At 64.3% G+C, this 23,956-nt stretch carries 23 protein-coding genes; 10 read left to right on the top strand and 13 right to left on the bottom strand.

The features are described from left to right. The 7 genes from JANGC3_RS0108330 (at position 1) to JANGC3_RS0108300 (ending at position 7,958) form a co-directional block, all read left to right on the top strand. Positions 1-567: a prepilin-type N-terminal cleavage/methylation domain-containing protein gene (locus JANGC3_RS0108330; RefSeq protein ID WP_017876031.1), complete on the top strand. Its 567-nt coding sequence runs from the start codon at positions 1-3 to the stop codon at positions 565-567. After that, positions 564-2,021, top strand: a complete 1,458-nt coding sequence (locus tag JANGC3_RS30720) for a PilW family protein (RefSeq protein WP_017876030.1) — start codon at positions 564-566, stop codon at positions 2,019-2,021. The genes JANGC3_RS0108330 and JANGC3_RS30720 overlap by 4 nt, the downstream gene beginning before the upstream one ends. Next, positions 2,018-2,557: a pilus assembly PilX family protein gene (locus JANGC3_RS0108320; protein ID WP_026132722.1), complete on the top strand. Its 540-nt coding sequence runs from the start codon at positions 2,018-2,020 to the stop codon at positions 2,555-2,557. Before JANGC3_RS30720 ends, JANGC3_RS0108320 begins: the two co-directional genes overlap by 4 nt. A 20-nt stretch (positions 2,558-2,577) precedes the next feature. Next, complete coding sequence (locus tag JANGC3_RS0108315; RefSeq protein WP_017876028.1) at positions 2,578-5,652, top strand: pilus assembly protein; 3,075 nt, start codon at positions 2,578-2,580, stop codon at positions 5,650-5,652. Further along, entirely contained in the window at positions 5,649-6,212 is a 564-nt protein-coding gene (locus tag JANGC3_RS0108310) for a GspH/FimT family pseudopilin (RefSeq protein ID WP_017876027.1), read from the top strand. The genes JANGC3_RS0108315 and JANGC3_RS0108310 overlap by 4 nt, the downstream gene beginning before the upstream one ends. A gap of 164 nt (positions 6,213-6,376) precedes the next feature. Then, positions 6,377-6,787, top strand: coding sequence for a PRC-barrel domain-containing protein (locus JANGC3_RS0108305; protein WP_017876026.1), 411 nt, complete (start codon positions 6,377-6,379; stop codon positions 6,785-6,787). A gap of 304 nt (positions 6,788-7,091) precedes the next feature. Then, positions 7,092-7,958, top strand: coding sequence for an alpha/beta hydrolase (locus tag JANGC3_RS0108300; protein WP_051068252.1), 867 nt, complete (start codon positions 7,092-7,094; stop codon positions 7,956-7,958). 121 nt (positions 7,959-8,079) lie between these two features. Here JANGC3_RS0108300 and JANGC3_RS0108295 read toward each other — a convergent pair whose 3' ends face one another. The 8 genes from JANGC3_RS0108295 to JANGC3_RS33605 form a co-directional block, all read right to left on the bottom strand. After that, on the bottom strand, positions 8,080-8,328 hold the full coding sequence (locus tag JANGC3_RS0108295) for a DUF3297 family protein (protein ID WP_026132719.1): 249 nt from the start codon (positions 8,326-8,328) through the stop codon (positions 8,080-8,082). A 170-nt stretch (positions 8,329-8,498) separates the two neighbouring features. After that, positions 8,499-10,877, bottom strand: a complete 2,379-nt coding sequence (locus tag JANGC3_RS0108290; RefSeq protein WP_017876023.1) for a DNA polymerase II — start codon at positions 10,875-10,877, stop codon at positions 8,499-8,501. Between the two features lie 124 nt (positions 10,878-11,001). Next, entirely contained in the window at positions 11,002-11,541 is a 540-nt protein-coding gene (locus tag JANGC3_RS0108285; RefSeq protein WP_157406530.1) for a molybdopterin-dependent oxidoreductase, read from the bottom strand. 49 nt (positions 11,542-11,590) lie between these two features. Beyond that, positions 11,591-11,950, bottom strand: coding sequence for a winged helix-turn-helix domain-containing protein (locus JANGC3_RS0108280; protein ID WP_017876021.1), 360 nt, complete (start codon positions 11,948-11,950; stop codon positions 11,591-11,593). A 103-nt stretch (positions 11,951-12,053) separates the two neighbouring features. Continuing rightward, the gene (gene modC / locus JANGC3_RS0108275; RefSeq protein WP_017876020.1) at positions 12,054-13,148 is read right to left on the bottom strand and encodes a molybdenum ABC transporter ATP-binding protein; all 1,095 of its coding nucleotides are present in this window, start codon (positions 13,146-13,148) and stop codon (positions 12,054-12,056) included. Positions 13,149-13,158: 10 nt separating this feature from the next. Then, a complete protein-coding gene (gene modB, locus JANGC3_RS0108270) occupies positions 13,159-13,833 on the bottom strand; it encodes a molybdate ABC transporter permease subunit (protein WP_017876019.1) in 675 nt (224 codons plus the stop codon). A gap of 10 nt (positions 13,834-13,843) precedes the next feature. Then, positions 13,844-14,587: a molybdate ABC transporter substrate-binding protein gene (gene modA / locus JANGC3_RS0108265; RefSeq protein WP_017876018.1), complete on the bottom strand. Its 744-nt coding sequence runs from the start codon at positions 14,585-14,587 to the stop codon at positions 13,844-13,846. Between the two features lie 195 nt (positions 14,588-14,782). Beyond that, positions 14,783-14,962, bottom strand: a complete 180-nt coding sequence (locus tag JANGC3_RS33605) for a hypothetical protein (protein WP_232429813.1) — start codon at positions 14,960-14,962, stop codon at positions 14,783-14,785. Here JANGC3_RS33605 and JANGC3_RS0108255 point away from each other — a divergent pair. Next, the gene (locus tag JANGC3_RS0108255; protein ID WP_017876017.1) at positions 14,906-16,051 is read left to right on the top strand and encodes an IS4 family transposase; all 1,146 of its coding nucleotides are present in this window, start codon (positions 14,906-14,908) and stop codon (positions 16,049-16,051) included. The genes JANGC3_RS33605 and JANGC3_RS0108255 overlap by 57 nt on opposite strands. Before the next feature lie 61 nt (positions 16,052-16,112). Here JANGC3_RS0108255 and JANGC3_RS0108250 read toward each other — a convergent pair whose 3' ends face one another. Next, entirely contained in the window at positions 16,113-16,541 is a 429-nt protein-coding gene (locus JANGC3_RS0108250; RefSeq protein WP_017876016.1) for a TOBE domain-containing protein, read from the bottom strand. Between the two features lie 244 nt (positions 16,542-16,785). Here JANGC3_RS0108250 and JANGC3_RS0108245 point away from each other — a divergent pair, with 244 nt between their 5' ends. After that, complete coding sequence (locus JANGC3_RS0108245) at positions 16,786-18,813, top strand: TonB-dependent receptor plug domain-containing protein (RefSeq protein ID WP_017876015.1); 2,028 nt, start codon at positions 16,786-16,788, stop codon at positions 18,811-18,813. Here the strand turns inward: JANGC3_RS0108245 and JANGC3_RS0108240 are convergent. The 3 genes from JANGC3_RS0108240 to JANGC3_RS34310 form a co-directional block, all read right to left on the bottom strand. After that, positions 18,804-20,210 carry a wax ester/triacylglycerol synthase family O-acyltransferase gene (locus JANGC3_RS0108240; RefSeq protein ID WP_017876014.1) on the bottom strand — a complete coding sequence of 469 codons (1,407 nt, stop codon included), beginning with the start codon at positions 20,208-20,210 and terminating at the stop codon, positions 18,804-18,806. The genes JANGC3_RS0108245 and JANGC3_RS0108240 overlap by 10 nt on opposite strands. 120 nt (positions 20,211-20,330) lie before the next feature. Continuing rightward, on the bottom strand, positions 20,331-21,950 hold the full coding sequence (locus JANGC3_RS0108235) for a fatty acyl-CoA reductase (protein WP_232429676.1): 1,620 nt from the start codon (positions 21,948-21,950) through the stop codon (positions 20,331-20,333). A gap of 825 nt (positions 21,951-22,775) precedes the next feature. Next, positions 22,776-23,153 carry a hypothetical protein gene (locus tag JANGC3_RS34310; protein ID WP_157406529.1) on the bottom strand — a complete coding sequence of 126 codons (378 nt, stop codon included), beginning with the start codon at positions 23,151-23,153 and terminating at the stop codon, positions 22,776-22,778. Between the two features lie 97 nt (positions 23,154-23,250). Between JANGC3_RS34310 and JANGC3_RS0108220 the strand changes: the two genes are divergently transcribed. After that, positions 23,251-23,424, top strand: coding sequence for a hypothetical protein (locus JANGC3_RS0108220; RefSeq protein ID WP_157406528.1), 174 nt, complete (start codon positions 23,251-23,253; stop codon positions 23,422-23,424). A gap of 92 nt (positions 23,425-23,516) precedes the next feature. On the opposite strand, the gene JANGC3_RS0108215 is transcribed toward JANGC3_RS0108220, so the two are convergent. Then, positions 23,517-23,948, bottom strand: a complete 432-nt coding sequence (locus JANGC3_RS0108215) for an HD domain-containing protein (RefSeq protein ID WP_026132715.1) — start codon at positions 23,946-23,948, stop codon at positions 23,517-23,519. Positions 23,949-23,956 lie beyond the last annotated feature (8 nt).

Below are 23,956 nucleotides of genomic sequence, written 5' to 3'. Positions count from 1 at the left end.
ATGCGCCCCTACGGCCACCATCGTTCGCAGGGCGGCAGCACCTTGTTGGAGGTGCTGGTGACGATCGTGATTCTGGCCATGGGCCTGTTAGGACTGGCGGGCTTGCAAATACGGATGCATATATCGGAAATGGAGAGTTACCAGCGTGTCCAGGCGATGATTCTGCTGGAGGACATGGCGCGCCGCTTTGAAGTGAACCGCAATTTCGCCGCCGATTACTTGACCGGCGCGACGGCGCCGCTGGGCGCCGGCATGACTTGCCCGACCACCTCTGCCACCTTGCAACAGCGCGATGCGCGCCAGTGGTGCGGCGCCCTGCAAGGCGCGGCCGAAAAATCAGGAACCAGCAAAGTTGGCGTGATGATTGGCGGTCGCGGCTGCGTCGAAAGTCTTGGCGGCAACGAATACATGATCACGGTCGCTTGGCAGGGACTGGAGGCCGTGTCGGCGCCGCCGGCAAGCGTGGCGTGCGGTAAGGATTTGTACGACGGCGCCGCCGCATCGACGTGCAGGGCCGACGCTTGCCGCCGCACCGTCACCACCATCGTCCGGATTGCCCCGCTATGAAGCACCTCTATCCTGTCTTGCCCGCGCTTGCCGAGCGGCGCCATCATGGCGGCTTTTCGCTGGTCGAGCTGATGGTGTCGGTGACGATTAGTCTGTTGATTCTGGTCGCGCTGAGCGCCATGTTCATTAACGTGTCGAGGTCGAACAACGAGATGATTAAGTCCAACAGCCAGATCGAGAACGGCCGCTTTGCCGTGCAGTTGCTGGAAAACGACCTGGTGCACGCCGGCTTCTGGAGCCAGTTCGTGCCCCAGTTCGATGACGTCAACTGGACCGGCGTGCCTAACGATACGCCGGACGTGGTGCCTGATCCCTGCCTGGCCCACAACGCAGGCAACTGGAACTTTTCCTATATCCAAAGCCTGATCGGTATTCCGGTCCAGAGCGGCGACGCCGCGCCCGGCACCTGTGTGTTGGGCAGCAAGCGCGCCAATACCGACGTACTGGTGGTGCGTCACGCCGCCACCTGCGCACCGGGCGAGGCCAACTGCGACGCCGACACGACCGGCAAGCTGTATTTCCAGAACTCGCTGTGCGGTGCCGGCACCGCCGGCACCGCCCGGGCGAGCGGCAACACCACCATGACCATCGCGCTGGCGCTGCCGTCCGATACGACGACGACGTCGGCGACCGACAACGCCTACAGTGGCATGACCATACGCACTACCGGTGGCACCGGCGCCGGCCAAAGCCGGGTGGTCTCCAGCTACAACGGCGGCACCGCCGTGGCAACGGTGGCGTCGGCCTGGACCACGACGCCGGACGCCACCACCACCTACACCATTGTGGAACATTTGCTGGCAACGAGTAACTTCACGCTGCACGGCCGCGGCGCCGATTGCTCGGCCGCACCGTTGGCAAGCAAACGCAAGTTTGTCTCGACGATGTACTACGTGCGCGACTATTCCCACACCGCCGGCGATGGCGTGCCGACCTTGGTGCGCTCGGTGTTCGACCCCGCCGGCGCGCCGGCGCTGGCGCACCAGGCCCCCGAAGCGCTGGTCGAGGGCATCGAGCGCTTCGCCGTCGAACTGGGCATCGACAACGTCGTGTCGCGCTGTGGCCTCGGCACGGCGGTCGACTACACGGCGGCGGTCGCCAAAGTCGATCCGTCCACCTGCGTGTTGAACGCCGACGCCTCCCGCAATTCCCTGCCCACCAACCGCGGCGACGGCAATCCCGACCGGTTCGTGCGCTGCACCACCGCCGCGCCGTGCACGGTAGCGCAACTGGCCAACGTCGTTGCCGCCCAGTTGTTCGTGCTGGTGCGTAACACCGAACCGAGCCCGGACTACACCGATAGCAAAACCTATTGCCTGACCAGTATCGCGGCCGACGGTAGTTGCCCGGCGGCCAGCCTGGCCGGTCCGTTCAACGACCATTACAAGCGCCATTTGTTCAGCACCACGGTCCGTCTGACAACCATTTCAAGCCGGCGGGAGACGCCGCAATGAAACATTCCTCAATGCGGGCCAGGCAGGGCGGGGCCGTCCTGGTGGTGGGCTTGATCATGCTGATACTGATCACGCTGATGGTGACGACGGCCTTTCGTTTCAGCTCGACAAACTTGAAAGCGGTCAACAATATGCAGTCGCGCAACGAGGCGATCGCCGCCGCCAACAAGGCCATGGAGCAGGTTGTCGGATCCTGGGATTTCGGCACGCCGCCCTCGGCCGACCAGTTCAGCATCGATATCGACAACAACGGCACCCAGGATTACGTTGTCGATATTGCCATGCCGGTATGCGTCAGGGCCGCACCCACGAGCTTGCCCAGGCCGCCTGACAGTGAATGCCCAACCAACGCGGAAGGGCTGACGATCTGCGCGCCGACCGTCTCGACCGTCTACAACGTCGTCTGGGAACTGGACGCTACCGCAACCGGGACGAGCGGCACGCGCGTGCGCATCCGCCAAGGAATCGGCAGATCGATCTCACAGGCGCAATGCAACGCCGCCTGTCCGCCGGCTCCCGGCTCGCCTTGTGCCTGACCCAGTTATAGGAAATCAACATGACGCATTCCCTGATTCAAGGCGTACTGGCGACGGCACTGCTTGCGCTACCTCTGGCCACGTCGGCGACCGACCTGGACCTGTATACCAATCTCGGCAGCGCGGTGGCGGCCGACTTGCCGAACGTATTGTTTATTATCGACAACACGGCAAACTGGAACACTGCCTTCACCAACGAGATGGCCGCGCTGGCCAATACCTTGCACAACCTGCCGGTCAATAAGTTCAATATCGGTATCATGCTGGCCACCGAAAGCGGCGGCGGCAACGGCGGCCAAGCCGGCGGCTATGTGCGGGCGGCCATCCGTACCATGAACGGCGCCAACAAGCTCAAGTATGAAGCGCTGGTGAATAGCTTCGACAGGCTTGCCGACAAGGGCAACTCGGGCGCTTCGGGTGTTTCCATGGCCGAGGCCTACGCTTACTTCTCCGGCGGCGCCGCCTATTCGGGCAATCAAAAAACCAAGACCGACTATCTCGGCAACGTGGGCGGCACCAGCCAAAGCACGGCCATTTACGCGCTCGGCGGCAATGCCCTGAGCTCCTTCGGCGCGGCCAACTACCTGTCGCCGGTGGCGTCGGGCAGTTGTGCCAAGAATTACATCATCTATATCAGTAACGGCCCCAATCAGGAAAGCAGCAGCAAAGATACGATCGCCAACGGCTTGCTCTCTTCCGCCGCCGGCGGCGGCACCGCCGGCGCCAACGCGGTCGCGCAAATCCCTATTTCGCCAAGTGGCTCGCAAAGCAATCCGAGCGACGAATGGGCGCGTTTCATGAAAAAAAGCGCGTTCCAAATCGTCACCTATTCCATTGACGTCGATCCTGGCGCCAGCGGCCAGGGGCCGGGCTGGACGGCGCTGCTCAAAAGCATGTCGGGCCTGAGCAACTACACCGCCGTCAGCAGCGTCGGCGGCAGCGCGGCCATTGCCAGCTCGATCAATGACGCCTTGTCCAAGATTCAATCGGTGAACAGCGTGTTCGCGGCGGTGAGCTTGCCGGCCAGCGCCAACGTCCAGGGCGCCTACCTCAACCAGCTCTACGTCGGCATGTTCCGCCCGGACCCCGACTCCAAGCCGCGCTGGATGGGCAACCTGAAGCAATACCAGCTGGGCGCTGCAAGCACGCTCGTCGATGCCGATTCCGCCCCGGCCATCAACACCCAAACCGGCTTCATCTCGGAGTGCGCGCGCAGTTACTGGACGCCGTCCAAAAGCAGCCCGGACGCGTATTGGGTGAACGATCCGAAGGGAAAATGCATTCCGCCGCCCGGTTCGGCGGCGGATCTGTACGCGCAGTCGAACAGCCCCGACGGCAATATCGTCGAGAAGGGGGCTGCCGGCTACGTGCTGCGCGCGCAGAGCGCCGCCTCGCGCGTGGTGAAGACCTGCTCGGCAACGAATTGCAACGCCTTGCTCGACTTTAATAGCACCAACGTCAGTACCGCCGCGCTGGGCGCGGCCGACAGCGCCGAACGCGATACCCTGATCCAGTGGGCGCGCGGACAGAACGTCGATGGCGACTTGTCGAAGACAACGACGGAGATGCGGCCGTCGGCGCACAGCGACGTCATCCACTCCAACCCGCTCGCACTCAGCTACGGCTCGAACGTGGTGGTGTTTTACGGCAGCAACGATGGCATGCTTCACGCGATCAACGGCAACCAGACCGCCGCGAACGGCTCGGCCAATGCCGGCGCGGAGCTGTGGGCGTTCATGCCGCCCGAGTTTATCGGCAACGTTAAGCGCTTACGCAACAATTCGCCGAACGTCAGCGTCACCCCGCCAGTCGGCGGCGTCGTCAGCGGCAGCGCGAAGCCGTTCGGCATCGACGGCCCGATTTCGGCTTATAAAACCGGCGCGACCACGTGGATTTACGCCGGCATGCGGCGCGGTGGCCGTGCGGTGTATTCTTTCGACGTGTCGATCGCGGCCAGCCCGTCGTTGAAGTGGAAGGGCGGCTGCTCCGGCAGCGCCGATACCAGTTGCACCACCGGCACCGCCGGCATGGGCCAGACCTGGTCGTCGCCACAGCCGGTCAGGGCCAGCGGCTATTTCGGCGGCGCCGCGCCGATGCTGATTATGGGCGGCGGTTACGACGAGTGCGAAGACGCCGATCAGAACACCTGCACCAGCACCTCGAAAGGCCACAAGATCTATGTGCTGGACGCCGCTACCGGCGCGGTGCTGGTGTCGCTGAACACCGATCGCGGCGTCGTCGGCGACGTCAAGATCGTCCCGGGTCCGGGGGGCTACGCCAAGTACGCCTATGCCGCCGACCTCGGCGGTAATATTTACCGCGTCACCATCGATACGCTGGCGCCGGCGTCGTGGACTATTCTGAAGATCGCTTCGCTCGGTTGCAGCACCGCCACCAGCTGCACCGACAACCGAAAATTCATGTTCGCGCCCAGCGTCGTTCCCGAGTCCGACGGCAGCTACAGCCTGTATGTGGGTTCGGGTGACCGTGAAAAACCGCTCGGCAGCGCCTATTTCCCGCACACCTCGGCGGTGGTCGACTATTTTTTCAAAATCAAGGACAAACCGTCCGACACGGGCTGGTTGCCGGCCGAAGCTGCCGTCAATTGCCCTGGACAGTCTTTGATCTGCCTCAATTCGCTCACCAGCGCCGGCACCGCCAGCGGAACCTGCGGCCTCGGCGCCGGCGGCGTCGCCACCGGCAAGGGATGGATGCTGGGGCTGCGCGCAACTGAAAAAGTGGTAACGCCGGCTTCCACCCGGTTTGGGGTGACAACGTTCTCCACCCACATGCCGGCTGTGCCGGTGGCAGGTTCCTGCGCGTCGAACCTCGGCACCACCCACGTCTATAACCTTGGCGTGACAGACGCGGCGCCCACGCCCGGCACCACCTGCAACGCGGTCGTCACCGGCGGTGGTTTGCCGCCGCCGCCGGAAAAAATCGACGTTTGTATCAACAGGGACTGCACCACCAAGAAATCGATCTGTATCGGCTGCAGCACCGAATCGTCGATCCAGTCGCAGGAAAACGGTGTTCCTAGCGGCTTGATCAAGTCGAATTCCAAACGCAGGGTCTACTGGTATTTGCAAAAATGAGTCCGAACCGTCTGCGCCGCGGCGGGCAACTGGGCGTACCAACCGGATTTTCGCTGGTCGAACTGATGGTCTCGGTCGCCATCCTGGCCATCCTGCTGGCAGCGGCGACGCCCGCCTACAACGGTATGATCATGAATTCGACAGCGACGCAGTACGCGAACAATCTGATGGCGAGCACCATGCTGGCGCGTAGCGAAGCAATCAAGCGCAACGCGCCGGTGTCGCTGTGCGTGTCGGCCGACGGCGCCAGTTGCGGCAGCGGCGGCTGGGAACAGGGCTGGCTGGTAACATGCAGCACCTCCGACCAAGTCGCCTGCGATAGCGCCGGCAGCGGTACGCTGGTGATCGAGTATCAGCGCGCCGCCAAGGCGGGCTGGAAAATTACCGAGGCCGGTGGATTACGCAGTATTACGTTCGAGCCCAGCGGCACTGGTGCGACGGCGGCATCGCTGACGGTCTGTCGGGCCACTCCCAGCGTGGGAACGCAGCAGCGCGTGGTGCGGATCAGCGCCACCGGCCGTCCTTCTACCACCAAAATCACGGACAGCGTTTGCCTCTGAAGGCGGAGGCTGGGGCAAGTCCGCGTTCGGGCCAGGTCCGATTGCGCCCGGATGTGAAATAGCCTCCCGCTCGGGCAAATCGCGACAAAACCTCCATATGTTCGGCGCCGTACGGACCAGCACGGCGCAGCGGCTTACTCTTGGGCACTTACAGGAGATTCCACATGAGCTATTTAGAAAAAGACATTTTCGGCATCTATACAAACCACCAAGGCCCGGGTCCGCATTTGATGGGCGCCGATACCTTGATCGGCAACGCGGTCTTCAACCATGAAGACGTCGACCTGGGTGCAATCAAGGAAATCATGCTCGACATGCGTACCGGAAAAGTGGCCTACGCGGTCATGTCGTTCGGCGGATTCCTGGGCATGGGCGACAAATTGTTCGCGGTGCCATGGACGGCCCTGGTCCTCGACACCATCAACGAGCGCTTCATACTGAACGTCGAGAAAGAACATCTGGTCAACGCGCCAGGATTTGCAAAGGATGCCTGGCCGGACATGAGCGATGCAGCTTGGGTCAGTGAGTTGCATGCCTATTACGGCACCAAAGCCTATCAAGATCCGCCTTTGTAATTGTTGGCGGCAAGCGTATCACTGCAACATCGATACGGCGAACACAACCTTTTTTGCCGCTCGACGCTGTACTTTTATCATTCACTCACAGGAGATTTACCATGTACATTGGCGCCGGCACTATCCTTTTGATCATCATTCTCGTTCTAATTTTTCGATGATTCCCGCAGCGAGTCTACCCGGCTCGCAAACAGCGCCGCCGGTGGGTGATCCCGGCGGCATTTTTTTGCCTGTCGTTAAGTAAGCTTGGCCGTCGGACACAGCGCGCCGATATAATCGTGCATCCTCCATTTACCGGCTCAATATGAATACAATCCCCGCCGCCTTGAGCGTCCTGGCCCTGATGGCCGTCGCTGTCTGCGCCGTCACCGCCTGCTCGCCGATCACCGTCCTGAACGCGCTGTCACCGGCGGGCGACACGCGCAGCAGCAAAGACGTCGCCTACGCTGCCGGTCCGCGCAACAAACTCGATATCTATCTTCCCGAACACGTCGACGGCACGGCCCCGGTCGTCGTCTTCTTTTACGGCGGCAATTGGGTCGACGGCAACCGCGCCGACTACGCATTTGTCGGGCGGGCGCTGGCTTCGCGCGGCATCATCGCCGTCATTCCCGACTATCGACTGTATCCCGAGGTGAGTTATCCGACCCTGCTCGACGACCCCAGCGCCGCCGTGGCGTGGACCGCGCGCGACATTGCGCGCTACGGCGGCGACCCGGCTCGTTTGTTTGTGATGGGCCACAGCGCCGGCGCGTATAACGCCGCCATGGTGGCGCTGGACCCGCGCCGCCTGGCCAAGTTCGGCATGAAACCGTCGATGTTGAGTGGATTGATCGGCCTGGCCGGGCCGTATGACTTTATTCCGATTGAAAACAAGACGACGCGCCCGGTTTTCCATTTTCCGAACACGCCATTGGATTCGCAGCCGGTGAGCCATGTCAGCGCGTCCGCGCCGCGCACCTTGCTGATTGCGCCGGTCAACGACGATCTGGTGAATCCAAAGCGTAACACCGGTGGTCTGGCGCGCAAGCTGCGGGAAAACGGCGTCGCCGTCACCGAGCGTTATTTCGACGGCGTCAGCCATACCACTCTGGTCGGATCGATCGCCGTGCCGTTGCGCCGGCTCGGGCCTACGCTCGATGAGGTGGAGGCGTTTGTGAAGGGGAAATAAATGTTGTAGTCGCTGGCACGAGCTTGGCGGCTTGGACGGTTCTCCGTCAGCCTCGTGCCAGGATGTTAGGCGACTATTGCAAGACGTGGATCGGCGTTGGATGCGCGTCAGCGGCAGGGATTTATTTGTAAAACGCTTCGACTCGGCCGGTCAGTTTGATCAGCAGGGGCTTGCCCTTGCGGTCTACCGCTTTCAGCGAGGCTATTTTGATCCAGCCTTCGCTGATGCAGTATTCCTCGACGTCTAAACGTTCTTTGTCGTTGATTTTAATGCCGACGTCGTGTTCGAACACGGCGGCGACGTGGTGCGGGCTGCGTGGATCGACTGAGAGGCGGTCAGGCAAAGGGGGGAGGGTGGTGGTATCGTTCATGGGCATAATTATCCACTACAAACACGATCCAGACAACGGTATGTCGTGCGGCGCCGGACGATTGCTTGAAGTCCCGCTCGGCGCGGCTGTGGTCCGGGCACGGGGACGCGCCAACGAAGCTCGGCTTGCGCTGCGCTAAGCCGGCCCACGCCTGCTTCTTGTGCGCGTATTTAGAACAGGCTGTGTTGCTGGCTGGTCAGGGTGGTGAAGTCGTCGCGCAGGAAGGGCAGGATGGCGTCCGCCACCGGTTGCAATTGCCGCGTCAGGTAGTGGTGGTAGTCGATCGGCGAACGCTGGACTTCCAGCGGTTCCGGGCCTGCCGTGGTCATCACGTAGCGTATCCAGCCGCCGTTTTGGTATTGCAGCGGTCGTCCTTGCCGCCGGTTGTAGTCGTCGGCGAGGCGCGCGGCGCGCACGTGCGGCGGCACGTTGCGCTCATAGTCACCGAGCGGGCGGCGCAGCCGTTTGCGGTAAACCAGTAGCGCGTCGAGCTCGCCGGCGGCGGTGCGGTTGGCGTAGTCGCGCACGTAGTCCTGGTAGGGCTCGCCCTTGAAGATGCGCTGGTACAGCGTTTGCTGGAATTGCTGCGCCAGCGGCGTCCAGTCGCTGCGCACCGTTTCCAGGCCCTTGTAGACCATTTCCTCGCTGCCGTCGGGCTTGTTGATCAAGCCGGCGTAGCGTTTTTTGCTGCCCAGCTCGGAGCCGCGTATCGTCGGCATCAGGAAACGCCGGTAGTGGGTTTCAAATTGCAGTTCGAGGGCGTTGTCGAGGTCGAATTCCTCGCGCAGGTGCCGCTCCCACCACTGGTTGACATGCTTGGCGAGCGCCAGGCCGATCTCGCTCGCCTGTTCCTCGCTGTGGGCGTGCTTCAGCCAGACGAAGGTGGAGTCGGTGTCGCCGTAGATGACTTGGTAGCCTTGTTCTTCGATCAACTCGCGCGTGCGGTGCATGATTTCCTGCCCGCGCAGCGTGATCGAGGACGCCAGGCGCGGGTCGAAGAAGCGGCAGCCGTCGGACCCCAGCACACCATAAAACGCGTTCATGATAATTTTCAGCGCCTGCGACAGCGGCTTGTTGTGTTCGCGCTTGGCCGTGTCGCGTCCCTGCCAGATTTGCTTGACGATGGCCGGCAGGCAATGTTTGTCGCGCGCGAAGCGGCCGCCGCGAAAGCCCTGCACGCTCGCCGCGTCGTCGGCGTTGGCGTCGCGGGTGCCGACCACCAGCCCGACCGGGTCGATCAGGAAGGTGCGGATGATAGACGGGTACAGACTTTTGTAGTCGAGCACCAGCACCGAGTCGTACAGGCCGGAGCGCGACTCCATGACGTAGCCGCCGGGGCTGTTTTCGCCGACGACGTCGCCGAGGTTGGGCGCGACATAGCCCTGGCGGTGCATCAGCGGCATGTACAGGTGCTCGAAGGCGGCCACCGAGCCGCCGCTGCGGTCGGCCGCCAGCCCGGTGACGCTGGCGCGTTCGAGCAGGAAGGTCAGCAGTTCGGTCTTGGCGAAGATGCGCGTGACCAGTTCGCAGTCTTTCAGGTTGTAGCGCGCCAGGGCCGGCTTGTCTTCGGCGAAGCGGCGGTCGATTTCGGCCATTCGCTGGTAGGGGTTGTCGATCGACTTGCCTTCGCCGAGCAGGGTTTGCGCGACGTTTTCCAGGCTGAACGAGGAAAAATTCCACGTCGCCGACTTGAGCGCTTCGATGCCGTCGATGATCAGGCGGCCGGCGGCGGCCGCGAAGAAGTGTTGCTGCTTGCCGCCGTGTTCGCGCCATTCCATGGCGCTGCCGTCGCGGCCGAAGCGCAGCGGCATGTGGTGGCGCTCGGCGTGCTTGCGCAGCACGCGCAGGTCGAACTGCACCAGGTTCCAGCCGATGATGGCGTCGGGGTCGTGCCGCTCCAGCCACTGGTTCAGCCGCTCCAGCATGTGTGGATGGCTGTCGCAGTACTCCAGGTCGAAGTCGAGCGCCTCGCCGCCGCCGTTGGGCGGCCCCAGCATGTAGACCTGGCGCTGGCCGCAACCTTCCAGCGCGATCGAATACAGCTCGCCGTGGGCGGTGGTTTCGATGTCCAGCGAGGCCAGCTTCAGCGTCGGGCGGTAGCCGGGGGCCGCTTTCAGCTGGCTGTCGAGCAGCGGCCCCTTGCCGCCGGGGCCGGGCTGGCCGCCGAACCACACCGGCGCGGTGATGAAGCGCTCCATCAGGTAGCGCTCGGGCGGGCGCACGTCGGCCTCGTAGACGTCGACGCCGACCTCGCGCAGGCGTTTTTCCTGCCTGAGCAACTGGCGGTACTGCCGGCAATACAGGCCCAGCACCGGACGGTGGTGGAAATCGTTCAGGGCCAGCGGGCGCAGCTCGGAGGCGCGGTCGCCGCGCAGCACCGTTTCCGCCAGCTCGCGCTGCTCGGCCGGGATGAAGGCCACCGACGACTGCGCCGGCAGGCGGATGTGGCGCGGGCCGTCGTCGGTCGCCAGCCAAAACTCGACGTCCGTGCCGGCGGCCGTGTCGCGCCAGTGGCGGGTGAGGAGAAAGCCCTGTTGTAGTTGATCCAAGGTGCTACCTTTAAGCGCTTATCCGGCTGTTGACGCATCATTGCGTGCCGCTGCCCGATACCAGCTTCAAGGCGCCTACAGCGGGCGGCCTCGCATCATAAGGCAAACAGCCGCCGGCCAGGCGTCATTCGACGATCTGGCGTACCTCGATGGCTTGCAGCCATTTCACGTGGCGCGGACCGGTACGCTTGTCCTTGCCTGAAATCAGCGCGAGCGGGCCTTCGTCGGCGCCCAGCGGCTTGCCGTCTCGTTCGAACAGCACCAGCACGTCGTCGCCGACCTGCGAATTGAACAGCTCGCTCCACGAGAAGATCACCTTGTAGCCGTCGCCGGCGGTGGCGATGACGGCCAGCTTCTTGACGGTATGGTGGTCGCGCGTGACGACTTGGGCCTGTTCCAGGATGTCGCGCAGGCGCACGCCGCGCACATGCACCGGTTTCCCCGCGTCGGCGCCGTCGCGGCCGGCCAGTTGCAGCTCGCTGATTTGCCGCGGCGGGTAGCCGCGCAGGTCGTCGGCGCGCAGCGTCAGCTTGCGTTCGACGGCGCCGGACACGGTGACGCTTGGGCTTGCCGCGGCCGGCGCCGTGGCGTCATGGGCGCAGCCCGGCGCGCAGGCGGCGAGCGCGCCGGCCATCGTCAAGGTGCGAAATATAGAGGACATCATGGGTTTTCAATTCCATTTCGTTATATTCTTGCGAATATAGCACGCTGCGTCACTTGTCGTCTACGTTGCGCAACAGCAGCGCCAACGCGTCCAGATGCGTTGCCGCGGCGGCGCGCGCCGCCGCTTCCATGGCGCGAAATTGGGCCAGCACCTGCAGGCCCGCTTGCGTGACGTTGGCGCCGCCGCCCTGCACGCCGCCCGCCGCGCCGCGCACCAGCGGTTCGCGGAAACTGCGGTTCATGACGTCCACCAGCAGCCAGGCGCGGCGGTAAGACATGTCCATGCTGCGCGCCGCCGCGCTGATCGAACCGGTCTGCGCGATGGCGTCGAGCAGGTCCGCTTTGCCGGGGCCCATGGCCACGTCGTCGTCGCGCCGCAGCCGCAGTTTTAAGTCGATCCTGATCGTCATTGAAACACCTTGAACATGGGAACGAATATTATAACGCCGGCAGCTTGCCGCCACGCCACGCAACCAACCCCGGGGCCAGGTCTCGCCATGGCGGCGTCGGTTGTCAGTGCATCGACAGCAGCGCGGCCGCCTTGACCTGCGCCCAGACCGGTTTGCCGGTTTCCAGGGCGAGCAGGTCGCGCGAGCGGCGCGTGATGCGCGCCAGCAGCGCCGTGCCGCCGGCGTCGAGCTTGACGATGACGTGCGCCGGGTCGTTGGCCGGCCACTCGGCCGCCACCGTGGCGCGCAGCTGGTTCAGGATCGAGCTGTCGCTCTGCGGCGCCAGCGTCAGGCTGACGTCGCGCGCCAGGATGCGCAGCCGCAGCCGGGCGCCCGGCGCCAGTTCCTGGTGCGCGATGTGCATGGTGCCGCCGGCCGCGCGCAGGCGCAGCAGTTGGTAGGGCGCGTCGAAGCCGTCGACGACGCCTTCGACCAGCGCGCCGGCGTCGTCGGCCAGCGCCGCCGACAAGTCCAGCCGCGCCAGCGTGTCGGCGGCCGGCCCGCTGGCCAGCACGCGGCCGCCGTCGAGCAGCACGACGTGGTCGGCCAGGCGCGCCACTTCGTCGATCGAGTGGCTGACGTACAGCATCGGGATCGCCAGCTCGCCGTGGATGCGCTCCAGATAGGGCAGCACTTCCTCCTTGCGCTTGCCGTCCAGCGACGCCAGCGGTTCGTCCAGCAGCAATAGGCGCGGCTTGGTCAGCAGCGCCCTGGCAATCGCCACGCGCTGGCGCTCGCCGCCGGACAGCTCGGTGCTGCGGCGCGCCAGCAGGTGGCCGATGCCGAGCAGCGACAGCGCCTGCGCCATCACCTTGTCGCCGTCGGCGGCGCCGGCGCGCCGGCGGGCGAAGTCGAGGTTTCCCTGCACCGACAGGTGCGGGAACAGGCTGGCCTCCTGGAATACATAGCCCAGCGCGCGCCGGTGGGTCGGCACGAACAGCCCGGCGGCGTCGTCTTGCCAGGTCTCGCCGTTGACTTCCAGGTAGCCGCCGGCGTGGCGCTCCAAGCCGGCGACGGCGCGCAATAGCGTGGTCTTGCCGGAGCCGGAGTGGCCGAACAGCGCCGTGACGCCGCGCCCCGGCAAATCCAGTTGCGCCCGCATGGCGAAGCCGTCGCGGTCGACGTTGAAGCGCGCGCGGATGGCGGGCGGCTGGCTCATGGTTGTCGCCTCATGGGGTCTTCCGGGTCGGATTAAAGGCGTACAGCAGTAACAGCGCGACGAAGCTGAAGGCCAGCATGCCGCCGGCCAGCCAGTGCGCCTGGGCGTATTCGGCGGCGTCGACGTGGCCGTAAATTTGCACCGAGACGACGCGCGTCTTGTTCGGGATGTTCCCGCCTATCATCAGCACCACGCCGAACTCGCCTATCGTGTGGGCGAAGCCGAGCGTGGCGGCGGTAATGAAGCCGGGTTTGGACAGTGGCAGCACCACCGAGAAGAAGGTGTCCAGCGGACCGGCGCGCAGGGTTGCGGCCACTTCCAGCGGGCGCCTGCCGATCGCCTCGAAGGCGTTTTGCAGCGGCTGCACGACAAAGGGCAGCGAATACACGAGCGAGCCGATAACCAGGCCGGGGAAGGTGAACGGTAGCAGGCCGATGCCCAGCGTCTGGGTCAGGTGGCCGATCGGGCCGTTCGGCCCCATCGTCACCAGAAGGTAGAAGCCCAGCACCGACGGCGGCAGCACCAGCGGCAGCGCGACAACCGCGCCCACCAGGCTTTTGTAGCGCGAGCGCGTTTGCGCCAGCCACCACGCCACCGGCGTTCCCAGCAACAGCAACAGCGCCGTGACGAGGGTCGCCAGCTTCAAGGTCAGCCAGATGGCGCCCCAGTCTTCGGGAGTGAGCATGTAGCGGGTTTTAGAGGTCGTAACCGTAGGAGCGTATCACGGCTTTCGCCTTGTCGCCCTTCAGGTAGGCGAGAAACGCCTCGGCGGCCGGTTTGCCCTTGCCCTTGTCCAGCACCACCGCGTCCTGGCGGATCGGGCTGTGCAGCTTGCCCGGCACGACCCAGGCCGAGCCGGATTTCAGCTTGCCGCCCTCGTACACCTGCGCCATGGCGACAAAACCCAGCGGCGCGGCGCCGGACGCGACGAACTGGTGGGTTTGCGAAATGCTTTCGCCCAGCACAAACTTGGCTTCCAGCGCGCCGTACAGCTTGAGCTTTTGCAGCACCTCCACCGCCGCCGCGCCGTATGGCGCCAGCTTCGGGTTGGCGATCGACAGGTGCTCGAAGCCGCCTTTCTTCAGCACCTCGCCCTGGTCGTCGACCAGGCCAGCCTGCGCGCTCCACAGCACCAGCTTGCCGATCGCATAGGTAAAGCGGCTGTTCGGCACGGCGGCGCCTTCCTTTTCCAGTTTGGCCGGGGTGTCGTCGTCGGCGGCCAGCAGCACCTCGAACGGCGCGCCGTTCTTGATTTGCGCGTAGAACTTGCCGGTGGCGCCGAACGAGGCCAGCACCTTGTGGCCGGTGTCCTGTTCGAAGCGGGCGGCGATGTCTTTCATCGGCGCGGCGAAATTGGCGGCGACGGCGACCTGCACCTCATCGGCGTGGGCGATATTGGCGGCGGCGAGGGCGATCAGTAAGGCGGTCAGGCGGAACATGGGAACTCCAGAGGTGAAGGATCGATATATAACGAAGTATATAACGGCATGCGCACCGGATGGGCCCGCCGCCGTTTGCCCCCACCGCGCGGCCAATCCACCCAAGTTAAGAATTTTTCTTTAAAAGTAGAGCGAAATACAATAAAAAGCTTGACATGCCAGTGAGGTAGGGCGCGGCCAGTGAGATTTTTTACCTCATTGGCCGCCATGTCCCTTGCCGCACTGTTCAACGATCTTGCCGCGCATTTGCAGTCCGTCGAATTCCTTCTGACGGCCCGACATATTGAACACCCCGCCGCATTTTCCCGCCAGCGAAAATTGCCGTTGCCGGCGCTGGTCGCGTTGATGCTTACCGGTATGCGCATGAGCGTCCAAGCCGAGCTCGACGTATTCTTCGCCCATCTGCAGCAACGTGCGCAATTGGTGCGCAAGGTGTCTGAGCAGGCGTTCGCCCAGGCGCGCGTCAAGCTGTCTCTGACGGCCATTCCCCTGCTCAACGACTGGCTGGTCGCACGCGCCGAGTACCACGGATTTGTGCCGCGCTGGCGCGGCCTGCGTTTGGTCGCCGCTGATGCTTCGACCATGCGCTTCGGCTTGCGCGCGAGCCACGTCAAGCGCGCCGCGCTGGCCGATCAAATCCTGTTCGGCCTGTTCCTTCCCGGCGCGGAGTTGATGCTTGCGGCCTCGCTGCACGGCATCGAGGACTGCGGCGAGCGGCAAATGCTGGTCGAACACCTGGACCGGCTTTCCGGCACCGATCTTCTGCTGCTCGACCGGGGCTACCCGTCCCGATGGCTGGTATCGCTGCTCAAACATCGTCACATTGCGTTCTGCATGCGCGTCGAGAAGGCCGGCAACGGCGGCTTTCCCTGCGTGCGCGACTTCCTGCGCTCCGGTCTGAGCGAGCAGCTCGTCATGCTGCGCGCGCCCGACCGGCGCGACGCCGACGATTATGAATGCCCCCGAGAACCCCAGCAGGNGCGCCTCGTCCGCCATGTCGCGCCGAACGGCAAGGTGCGGGTGTTGATGACCAATTTGTTCGACAGCGCGCGCTTTCCCGCCGACGGCTTCGGCGACCTCTACCACAAGCGCTGGCGTATCGAGGAAGCCTTCAAGCGGCTCAAGCATCGACTCAATTTGGAGCATGTGTCCGGCCTGTCCCAGCAAGCCGTGGTGCAGGACGTCGCCGCCAAAATCATGTGCGATAACTTGCAAACCCTGGCGGCCTTGACAGCCCACGACAGCGCCGACCTGCGCGCAGCCGAGCGCATCAACCACGCCTATGCGCATACCGCCCTCAAACCATTGTTGCCGGCCCTCCTGCTCGGAAAAAAGGTGGCGAAGTTACTGCGCGAGGTGCTGCGCCTGATTGCGAAACGGACATACGTCCATAGGGAAAATCTATCCAAAACACGCAAAGCCAGGCCGAAGCCGCACAAGCACATGGCCCAAAAACCATGTTAAAAGGTTGGAAAATCCTTAACTTGGGTGGATTGACCGCGCGGCGGGGGCGGGAAGTACGGAGTTACACTTTGACGCCGACGATAACGCTCGACGCCTTGAACGCGGCGCTGGCGGCCTTGCCCGGAGCCAGGCCCAGGTTGCCGACGCTGTCGTTGGTGACGATGGCGGCTATGACGTCGCCGCTGGCCAGTTTCAGGGTGACTTCGGCATTCACCGCGCCGATCGTGACTTTTTCCACCGTACCGGCGAGCTGGTTGCGCGACGACAGGCGCACACCGGCCGTATCGGTCAGCAGAATGATCCAGGAAGCCTTGATCAGGGCGAAGGCCTCGGAGCCGACCGCCAAGCCGAGCGATTGCGCGCTGCTGTGGGTCAGGACGGCGACGATTTTCTGGCCGTCCGGCAATCCGATTTCGACTTCATCATTGACCGCCCCGCGTTGGATGGCAGTGACTTTTCCGCTGAGTTGATTGCGCGCGCTGGTAAACATGATTTAACTCCTGGTGATTGTTGGATGCACCCGCCATGAGGCGCGGGTGCGGCGCAACATATTAGCGGAGCATTTCCCCTCGGCCGGTCAGCATCTGGAATAACCGATATATCTTGCCATATATAGTGGCTCGCTATATTCGATTATATATTACGATGGTGATTGCCGGGCTGCAAGAAGGTTGAATTGCGGCAGGCGCTATATCCTTATTACTATAACGACGGCAAGGGAGAGCGGGAACGCGATGAAACAAGACAGTCAACGAAATAAGAAACAAGGCCGGAACGGCGCGCGCAAAACCGCGTTGGCAGTCGCCGCGCTGGCCGCGCTGGGCCATGGCTACGCCTGGGCGCAGGCGGCGTTTGAACTGGGCGCGGTGACGGTGGTGGGCCAGCGCGCGCAGGCCGGCGAAGTTGCTGAGGTTGGCGAGGTTGGCGACCATCAGGTCGCGTCGGTGCTTACCCGCCAGGACATGCGCAAGTTCAACCGCGACAACGTCGGCGATGCGCTGAACCTGCTGTCGGGCGTGAGCTTGTCGACCAATGCGCGCAACGAGAAGACCATTGCGGTGCGCGGCTTCGACGCGCGCCAGGTGCCGCTGTTCATCGACGGCATTCCCGTCTACGTACCGTACGACGGTTATGTCGATTTCAACCGTTTCACGACGGCCGACCTGGCCGCGATCCAGGTCGCCAAAGGCTTCAGCTCGGTCGCCTACGGCGCCAACGCGCTGGGCGGCGCCATCAACCTGATCTCGCGCAAACCGCTGCGGCGCCTTGAGGCCGATGCGACGGCCGGCGCGGCCGACGGCCGTGAACGGCAGGTTTCCGCCAACCTCGGCAGCAACCAGGGCCTGTGGTATGTGCAGGCCGGCGTGTCCTACCTGGAGGGCGACGGTTTCCCGCTGTCGGCCGATGTCGCGCGCAGCGCCAGCGAAGACGGTGGCCAGCGCAACAACGCCTACCGCAAGGACGGCAAGCTGTCGTTCAAGTTGGGCCTGACGCCGAACGGGCGCGACGAATACGCGCTCAGTTATTACCGGCAGGACGGTGAAAAGGGGCAGCCGCCGTCGACCGACGCGGCCGCCGCGCGTTACTGGAAATGGCCGTTCTGGGACAAGGAGAGCTTGTACTTCATTTCGAAGACGGCGTTGGGCGCCGTTGAATTGCTGCAATTGCGGCTGTACCACGACAGCTACGACAACGAAGTCGACACGTACACCAACGGCGCCTACACGCGCCTGAAAACCGCGGGCGCGGGCAGCGTCGGCACCGGCCGCAGCATGTATCACGACCGCACCGTCGGTGGTTCAATCACTTTGGAATCGGCGCGCTGGCAAGCCCACACGCTGCGCCTGGTGGCGCACTACAAGGCCGACAAGCACCAGGAACTGGACGGCAACGGCGTCAGCAATACCATTTTTGAGGATGGCTTGCTGTCGTATGCGCTGGAGGACACGGTCGAACTGGCCCCGGCCTGGACGCTATCGCTGGGCGCGGCGCGCCACCAGCTGAAGCCGGCGAGCGTGTACAGCCTCGGCAATCCGTACGCGCTGCCCGGCACGCAGCACGCGTACAACGCGCAAGCCGGCTTGTTCCACGACTGGGCCGGCGCGGGCCGTGTGTACGCGAACGTGGCCGGCAAGACGCGCTTGCCAACCTTGAAGGACCGCTACTCCCAGCGCCTCGGCACCTATATTGAAAATCCGGCGCTGCGGGCGGAGCGCTCGCTGAACTATGAAATTGGCTACCGGGGCCGCGCCTGGGCGGGCGTCAAGGCGGAGGCGGCGGTGTTCTACAGCGATATCAGCGACAAGATCCAGCCGGTGGCCAATGTCGCCGGCGCCAAATCGCAGATGCGCAACGTCGGCCGGGTGCGGGCGACGGGCCTCGAATTGGGCGTCAACGGCCGGGCCGGCGCGTGGCTGGAGTGGGGCGGCAATGTCACGCTGACCGCGCTGAAAAACCTCGGCGCGCCGACGCTAAAGCTGACCGACGTGCCGAAACGCAAGCTGACCGCGCACCTGCTGTTGCGTCCGGCCGACGCCGTCGAATTGCTCGCCTTCGCCGAACACGACAGTGGCCGCTGGGTTTCGAATACGCTGGCGCTGCCCGGCTTTACGACCTTGAACGTGAAGGCGGCATACAAGCCGACGGCGCGCGTAACGCTGGAGGCGGGCGTCAACAACGCCACCGACCGGAATTACGCGCTCGCCGACGGTTTCCCGAGCCCGGGCCGGCTGTGGTTTGCCAACATCCGCTATCAGCTATAAGTGAGGGGCGCCGGCGCGCCGAGGCTGGCGCCGGTCTGCGGCGCGGCCACCTCGGCGCCGGCGCGGGTGGCGCGCTCCAGCTCGCCGAAAGCGTCCTGGGTCAGCGCCATCAAACGCTGCGGGTCGGGCACCAGGTCGGTGTCGACGAACAGGGCCAGTTGGATCTGCCCGGCGTAGGAGATAAAGGCCAGGCCGACGCCAAGCCTGCCGGCCTGCGGCACCCAGCAGATCAGGTCGGTCATTTTCGAGCCGGCCAGGTAGCGCCGGCTGAGCGGGCCTTCGATGTTGGTCAGCACCACCGAGCCTTTCGAGGTGAACAGGTTCAGCGCAAAGTGTTGCAACGCCGTCGGCAGGCAGCCGGCGATCGACAGGAAGGCCATCGTCGCCTGCGGTTGCAGCGAGCGTTTGATGGCGCTCATGCGCGCGCTCGACTGGCGCAGGCGCTGGCACGGGTCGTCGACGTTGGTCGGCAGTTCGACGGCGACCAGGCCGAACTCGTTGCCGAGCTGGAAGGCGTTGGCCTTTTCGCGCAGGTTGAAGGTGACGGCGGCGCGCAGCGCGCGGCCGTCGACGCCCTGGCCGCGCTCGGCCAGGTACTGGCGCAGCGCGCCCGAGACGGCGGCGACCCAGACGTCGTTGAGCGTCACGCCCATGCGCTTGGCCATGGCCCGCACGCGCGCCATTTCCAGCGGCGGCAGCCAGACCAGTTGCTTGTCGCCCGCCAGCGGCGCCTTGAACTGGCTGTGCGCGTCGGGCCACAGCAGCGACAGGCGCGTGACGTGGGCGGCGATTTTCAGCCACGACAGGCCGCGCGCCAGCGTCGAACAGACCGAGTTGCCGGCCACCAGGGCGCGGTGCGGGTGGCCGACCGGCGACGGCGCCTTGCCGTGGCGGCCGTTGTCGTCGGTCAGGTGGTTCAGCACGTGCACCAGGCCGAGGCCGTCGGTGATGCAGTGGTGCACGCGGAAGACGATGGCGTGGCCGCCGCCGACACGGTCGAGCACCGTCATGTGCCACAGTGGCTGGTTCGGCGCCAGCGGCAGGTGGGCGATGCGCGTCATATGGCTTTGCAGCTCGCGCAGACTGACTTCGTGCGCCATCCGTTCCAGCTTGATGTGCTGCGCGATGTCGAAGCCGGCGTCCTCGACCCAGTGCGGCCGGCCCAGCCGGCGCTGCACCTTCTGCGTGAAGCGCGGGTAGTTCGGCAGACGGTCGGCGATGGTCGACACCAGGCGCTCCATGTCGACCTCGCCCTCGAACAGCAAGATGCTGTTGATGACCATCATGTTCTGCCGGGTGTCCATGCGGTGCCAGGCGTAGTCGCGCCGCGTCATCGGCAGCGCCGCGGTGTCGTGCTCCGGTTGGGCCGGCGCGAGCGGTGCGTAAGAATGGTTCATTGCTGCTGTCTCCTATGGCCGCGTCGGTCTTTGTTGACGTCGGCGTGGTTGTGTGGCGCGCCACTGAATGCATGAATGCCGCCGCCGGGCCGAGCCAAGCCGAGCTGCGACATCACCTTCTTATGCGCCGACGGCCGGCTCCGGCTCCGATGCCGTTTGTCGCGCGACGGCGGCGTCGGGCGCCGGCGCCGCCCTCGGCCGCAGCGCATAGCGGTTCAAACCGGCCATGTGGACGCGGCACAGGTAGTCGGGCCAGTCGATTAGCGCCGGATCGGTCGGAAACTCGGCGTTGTCCTCGAGGTTAAAGCGGCGCGCCAGCGCCATCAGCTTGTGGTTGTGGAAGCGATACTGCGGCGCGGTGTAGAACGAGAACGTCAGTGCCAGCGTCTGCGTGGTGCGCAGCGCGTCGAGCGCGGGCGAGGCGCCGGCGCCCAGCAGGCGGCGCGCGCCGCTCCACAGGCCAACGCCGGTGCGCATGGCGCGCAGCATCAGCAAAAAGGTCGGGCGGCTGACGACGCGGAAATCGCGTCGCGGCGCGCGGTAGAACAGCCGCTCGTAGCTGCGCCAGTTTTCCTTGGCCTCGGTCTGCACCAGCTCGATGACCTTGCCCAGCAGGACCGGGTTGCGCGAGCCGGTGCAGGCTTGGTAGATACGCTGGGCTGCCGGGTCGGCCAGCGCCTCGGCGCTGGCCAGCACGATGCTGTTGGCCACCAGGTCGGCCGGCACGATGTCGATGACCTCGCCGGGCTTGGCCGGGAACACGCTGGTTTTGCCGCGGGCGTAGGCAAGGATGATGGCGTCGGCCACCTTGACGCCCTCGATCCAGCCGGCGGTCGGTTCCTGCAGCGTGCTTTCGATGATAGACGGGCGCACGATGGTCAGCGCGCGCCCGCGCATGGCGCGCATCGCCAGTTGCTCGCCAAGCCATTTGGTGAAGGTATAGGTGTCGTTCCAGCCGTGGTAGTGGGCCTCGGCGATGCCCAGTTCGGTCAGGCGGCGCGCCCGCCGCGCCGGGTCGGCGACGCCGGCCTTGACCTGCTCGATGCGGTGCTGCAGCCGGGCCAGCAGGCGCGACAGGTCGTATTGGCCGTCGGCGTGGCGCGGCACGATGGCGCGGGCCGGATCGATCGGCCGCTCGTACATCTCGCCGCGGTGGTAGCCGTTGACGTAACAGGTCGAGACCTGGATCAGCGGCGCCTTGGCGGCGCGCGCCAGCGCAGTCACGTTCAGCACGCTCAAGGCGTTGATGCTGAGCGCCTCGTCGAGCGCTTCGCGAAAATTGACGCTGGCGGCGGCGTTGACGACCAGATCGACCTGGCGCGACAGCAGCGCGAAGGCCGGCAGCGGCAGGCCGAAGCCGGCCTCGGTCACTTCGCCGGTGACGCAGTCGATTTTCTCGGCGAAGAAGCGGGCGAGGAATTGCGGCCGCTCGGCGCGCAGCCGGTCGAACACCGACGAGGTGGCGATGTCGCGCTCGAAGCGCGCGCGGGCGTCGGCGCCGTGGCGGTCGCCGCGGATCAGCAGGATGACGCTGCCGACGTCGGGCACCGCGCGGATCAGCTTTTCCAGCACAACCTTGGCCAGAAAACCGGTGCTGCCGGTCAGCAGGATGTGCTTGCCGGCCAGGGCCTCCTGGGCGTTCAGCGGGCCGGTGCAGCTGGCCGCGGCGGCGGCGGCGGCTGCGGCGCCGCCGGCGTCGTGGCGGCGCCTCGGCGAGGCCGGCGGGAATGTGTAGTTCAAGGCGCGTTCCATAGGCTACTCAGTCTCTCTAAATGCTTGCAACCTTCGATCGTGCAGCGCCGCGCGTGCCGCGCGTCCGCCGTGGCGGTCCGGCCCTGCCCATGATGTGCTCCACGTTCTTTGTGAGAAGTTGTTTGCTGCGCGCGGAAAGCGGTGGCCAGCCCGCGCGCATGACAGTAGGAAACGGTATCAATACTGCAATTGACTCGGGCTTGATCTTAATGCGAAATCGGCGCGGGGCAGGGGGCTTTGCCTAGACTTGGCGAGCCAAACGCATGGCTGTGCGAGTCAGAGAGGACGGGGAGATCCGGGCGGCCTATGAACCGGAAGGGACCTTCCGCGCTGACCCGCTCGCCGCGAAATGCGCGCTCAAGGGGGCGCAGTATGCCACTGCCAGCAGCGCCGCCCACAACAGTGTAGAGGCCTCATACAGCATATTTTGCAGGGGTGTGCAGAGCGACGGACCAGAAAATAAGAAAATAAGGGGACCGACAATCGTTACGTAAAGGGACAGCGTCCGACCCCAGGGTTTGAGCTGGAAAAGCCCGACAATGCCAGCTATTTTGGCAAACAAAAGGGGACTTAGCACGACGATGCCAGTCCAAGGGTATTCATTAATCCAGGTCTTCGGCAAGTTGCCATAGGCGTCCGCCAATTCCCGGGAAAAGCTTTCCGAGCCCGAGGCGCTCGCAGCCACAGTGGCGACCGTTAATACCATGCATAGGACGAGTAAGGAGCGAAATTGTGCGGGTGTCATAGTTGTCATATCTAAAGGATGGAAAATTCCGGGAGAACAATGGCCTTCTCCAATTGAGATCCTTTTTATTATTGCCGATACTTGAGGCCCCGCATTCGGTATTCAAGGCAGCGAAATGGCACATTGATCAATGTCGTAAAGCCGATACACTTTCGTCCCAAGAGCACCCATTTCAGCACCTGAGTCGCTACAATTGGCCAAATCCTCATTTGGCGCGATACTTTGAAAATACCATCACTTCTTGCTTCCCTGTTGTTCCTGGTCTCGTTGGGCGGTTGCGGCGTCGTCGCCGCGCCATGCCGGGTGACCTCGGCCGTGCTAAAAATGGTGCCGCTGGTCGGCCACGCGGCGGCGCTGCCGACCGACGCCTGTGCGGCCGTAATCGATTGACGCGGCGCAGCAGTTGACATGGCGGGCAGGGTGACTTCCTCGATCAATAATGCCACAGCGCTGGATAATTTATCCCCGCAACGTTCGCTAGCGAACCGTATCGCATGGGAAATGCGCGTAAGGTTGGCCCTCAACCTAATTAAGGAGTTGGCCATGACCAAGCACACTAACGATCCGTGTGAACAGCAGCAGAAGGACGCGGAACAAGCGCAACAGGAAGCGACCAAGAACCAGCAGCGCGCCGAGGCGGACGAAGTGCTCGGTCGCCACAAAAATGACGCGCAGAAGGACCACAAGGGCGCCGATAAGGGGCCTCGCGGCCAGTAAACGGTCTGGACCTCGCCCTCAGCGCACTCGTCAAAGAGCGTTTTGGGCGAACCATCTAATCGGGGCAGTGATTTGCCCCCGGTTTCACATTGCTACACTGCGCTCAGTAGTTCTTTTGCGCGCCGGTATTTCTCCAGTCGGGCCAAGTCCTTGGCCGACGGTGTGCCGATGCGGCTCAAATCCATGTTGTCGGCAATGTCCGCCAGCTTCACCTCCCGGCCCAGCGCGTTTTGCGCCGCGCGCAATACAAACGCCTCGTATTCCTCGCCGTCGCGCTTGCTGACGGACTCGACCGCCATCACCACGACCTCGCTAAAGCCCTCGGCGCGCAACCTGTCGAAGCTCCAGCCCTGGCTGGCGCCGTCTTCCACGACATCGTGCAACATCGCAACCATTTTTGCCTCGTCCGATGCGCAGGCGTGCGCTACCCGGATCGGATGGCCTATGTAAGGCGCGCCGCCCTTGTCGACTTGATGTTGGTGTACTTCCCGTGCAATTTCCATGGCGCGTGCGACGCTGCTCATGTTGACCT

The sequence above is a fragment of the Janthinobacterium sp. CG3 genome (assembly GCF_000344615.1).
GTDB lineage: Bacteria > Pseudomonadota > Gammaproteobacteria > Burkholderiales > Burkholderiaceae_D > Janthinobacterium.
Note: the sequence above shows the minus strand (reverse complement) of the source record. Positions and strands in the feature narration are given on the sequence as shown.

Excerpts from the sequence above, each read along its gene's own strand:
- JANGC3_RS0108330 (WP_017876031.1), top strand. The coding sequence starts at position 1 with ATGCGCCCCTACGGCCACCATCGTTCGCAGGGCGGCAGCACCTTGTTG.
- JANGC3_RS0108320 (WP_026132722.1), top strand. The coding sequence starts at position 2,018 with ATGAAACATTCCTCAATGCGGGCCAGGCAGGGCGGGGCCGTCCTGGTG.
- JANGC3_RS0108245 (WP_017876015.1), top strand. The coding sequence starts at position 16,786 with ATGAAACAAGACAGTCAACGAAATAAGAAACAAGGCCGGAACGGCGCG.
- modC (WP_017876020.1), bottom strand. The coding sequence starts at position 13,148 with ATGAGCCAGCCGCCCGCCATCCGCGCGCGCTTCAACGTCGACCGCGAC.
- modA (WP_017876018.1), bottom strand. The coding sequence starts at position 14,587 with ATGTTCCGCCTGACCGCCTTACTGATCGCCCTCGCCGCCGCCAATATC.
- JANGC3_RS0108280 (WP_017876021.1), bottom strand. The coding sequence starts at position 11,950 with ATGACGATCAGGATCGACTTAAAACTGCGGCTGCGGCGCGACGACGAC.
- JANGC3_RS0108220 (WP_157406528.1), top strand. The coding sequence starts at position 23,251 with ATGACCAAGCACACTAACGATCCGTGTGAACAGCAGCAGAAGGACGCG.
- JANGC3_RS0108300 (WP_051068252.1), top strand. The coding sequence starts at position 7,092 with ATGAATACAATCCCCGCCGCCTTGAGCGTCCTGGCCCTGATGGCCGTC.
- modB (WP_017876019.1), bottom strand. The coding sequence starts at position 13,833 with ATGCTCACTCCCGAAGACTGGGGCGCCATCTGGCTGACCTTGAAGCTG.
- JANGC3_RS0108310 (WP_017876027.1), top strand. The coding sequence starts at position 5,649 with ATGAGTCCGAACCGTCTGCGCCGCGGCGGGCAACTGGGCGTACCAACC.
- JANGC3_RS0108240 (WP_017876014.1), bottom strand. The coding sequence starts at position 20,210 with ATGAACCATTCTTACGCACCGCTCGCGCCGGCCCAACCGGAGCACGAC.
- JANGC3_RS0108215 (WP_026132715.1), bottom strand. The coding sequence starts at position 23,948 with ATGAGCAGCGTCGCACGCGCCATGGAAATTGCACGGGAAGTACACCAA.
- JANGC3_RS0108305 (WP_017876026.1), top strand. The coding sequence starts at position 6,377 with ATGAGCTATTTAGAAAAAGACATTTTCGGCATCTATACAAACCACCAA.
- JANGC3_RS0108250 (WP_017876016.1), bottom strand. The coding sequence starts at position 16,541 with ATGTTTACCAGCGCGCGCAATCAACTCAGCGGAAAAGTCACTGCCATC.
- JANGC3_RS0108295 (WP_026132719.1), bottom strand. The coding sequence starts at position 8,328 with ATGAACGATACCACCACCCTCCCCCCTTTGCCTGACCGCCTCTCAGTC.
- JANGC3_RS30720 (WP_017876030.1), top strand. The coding sequence starts at position 564 with ATGAAGCACCTCTATCCTGTCTTGCCCGCGCTTGCCGAGCGGCGCCAT.
- JANGC3_RS0108315 (WP_017876028.1), top strand. The coding sequence starts at position 2,578 with ATGACGCATTCCCTGATTCAAGGCGTACTGGCGACGGCACTGCTTGCG.
- JANGC3_RS0108285 (WP_157406530.1), bottom strand. The coding sequence starts at position 11,541 with ATGATGTCCTCTATATTTCGCACCTTGACGATGGCCGGCGCGCTCGCC.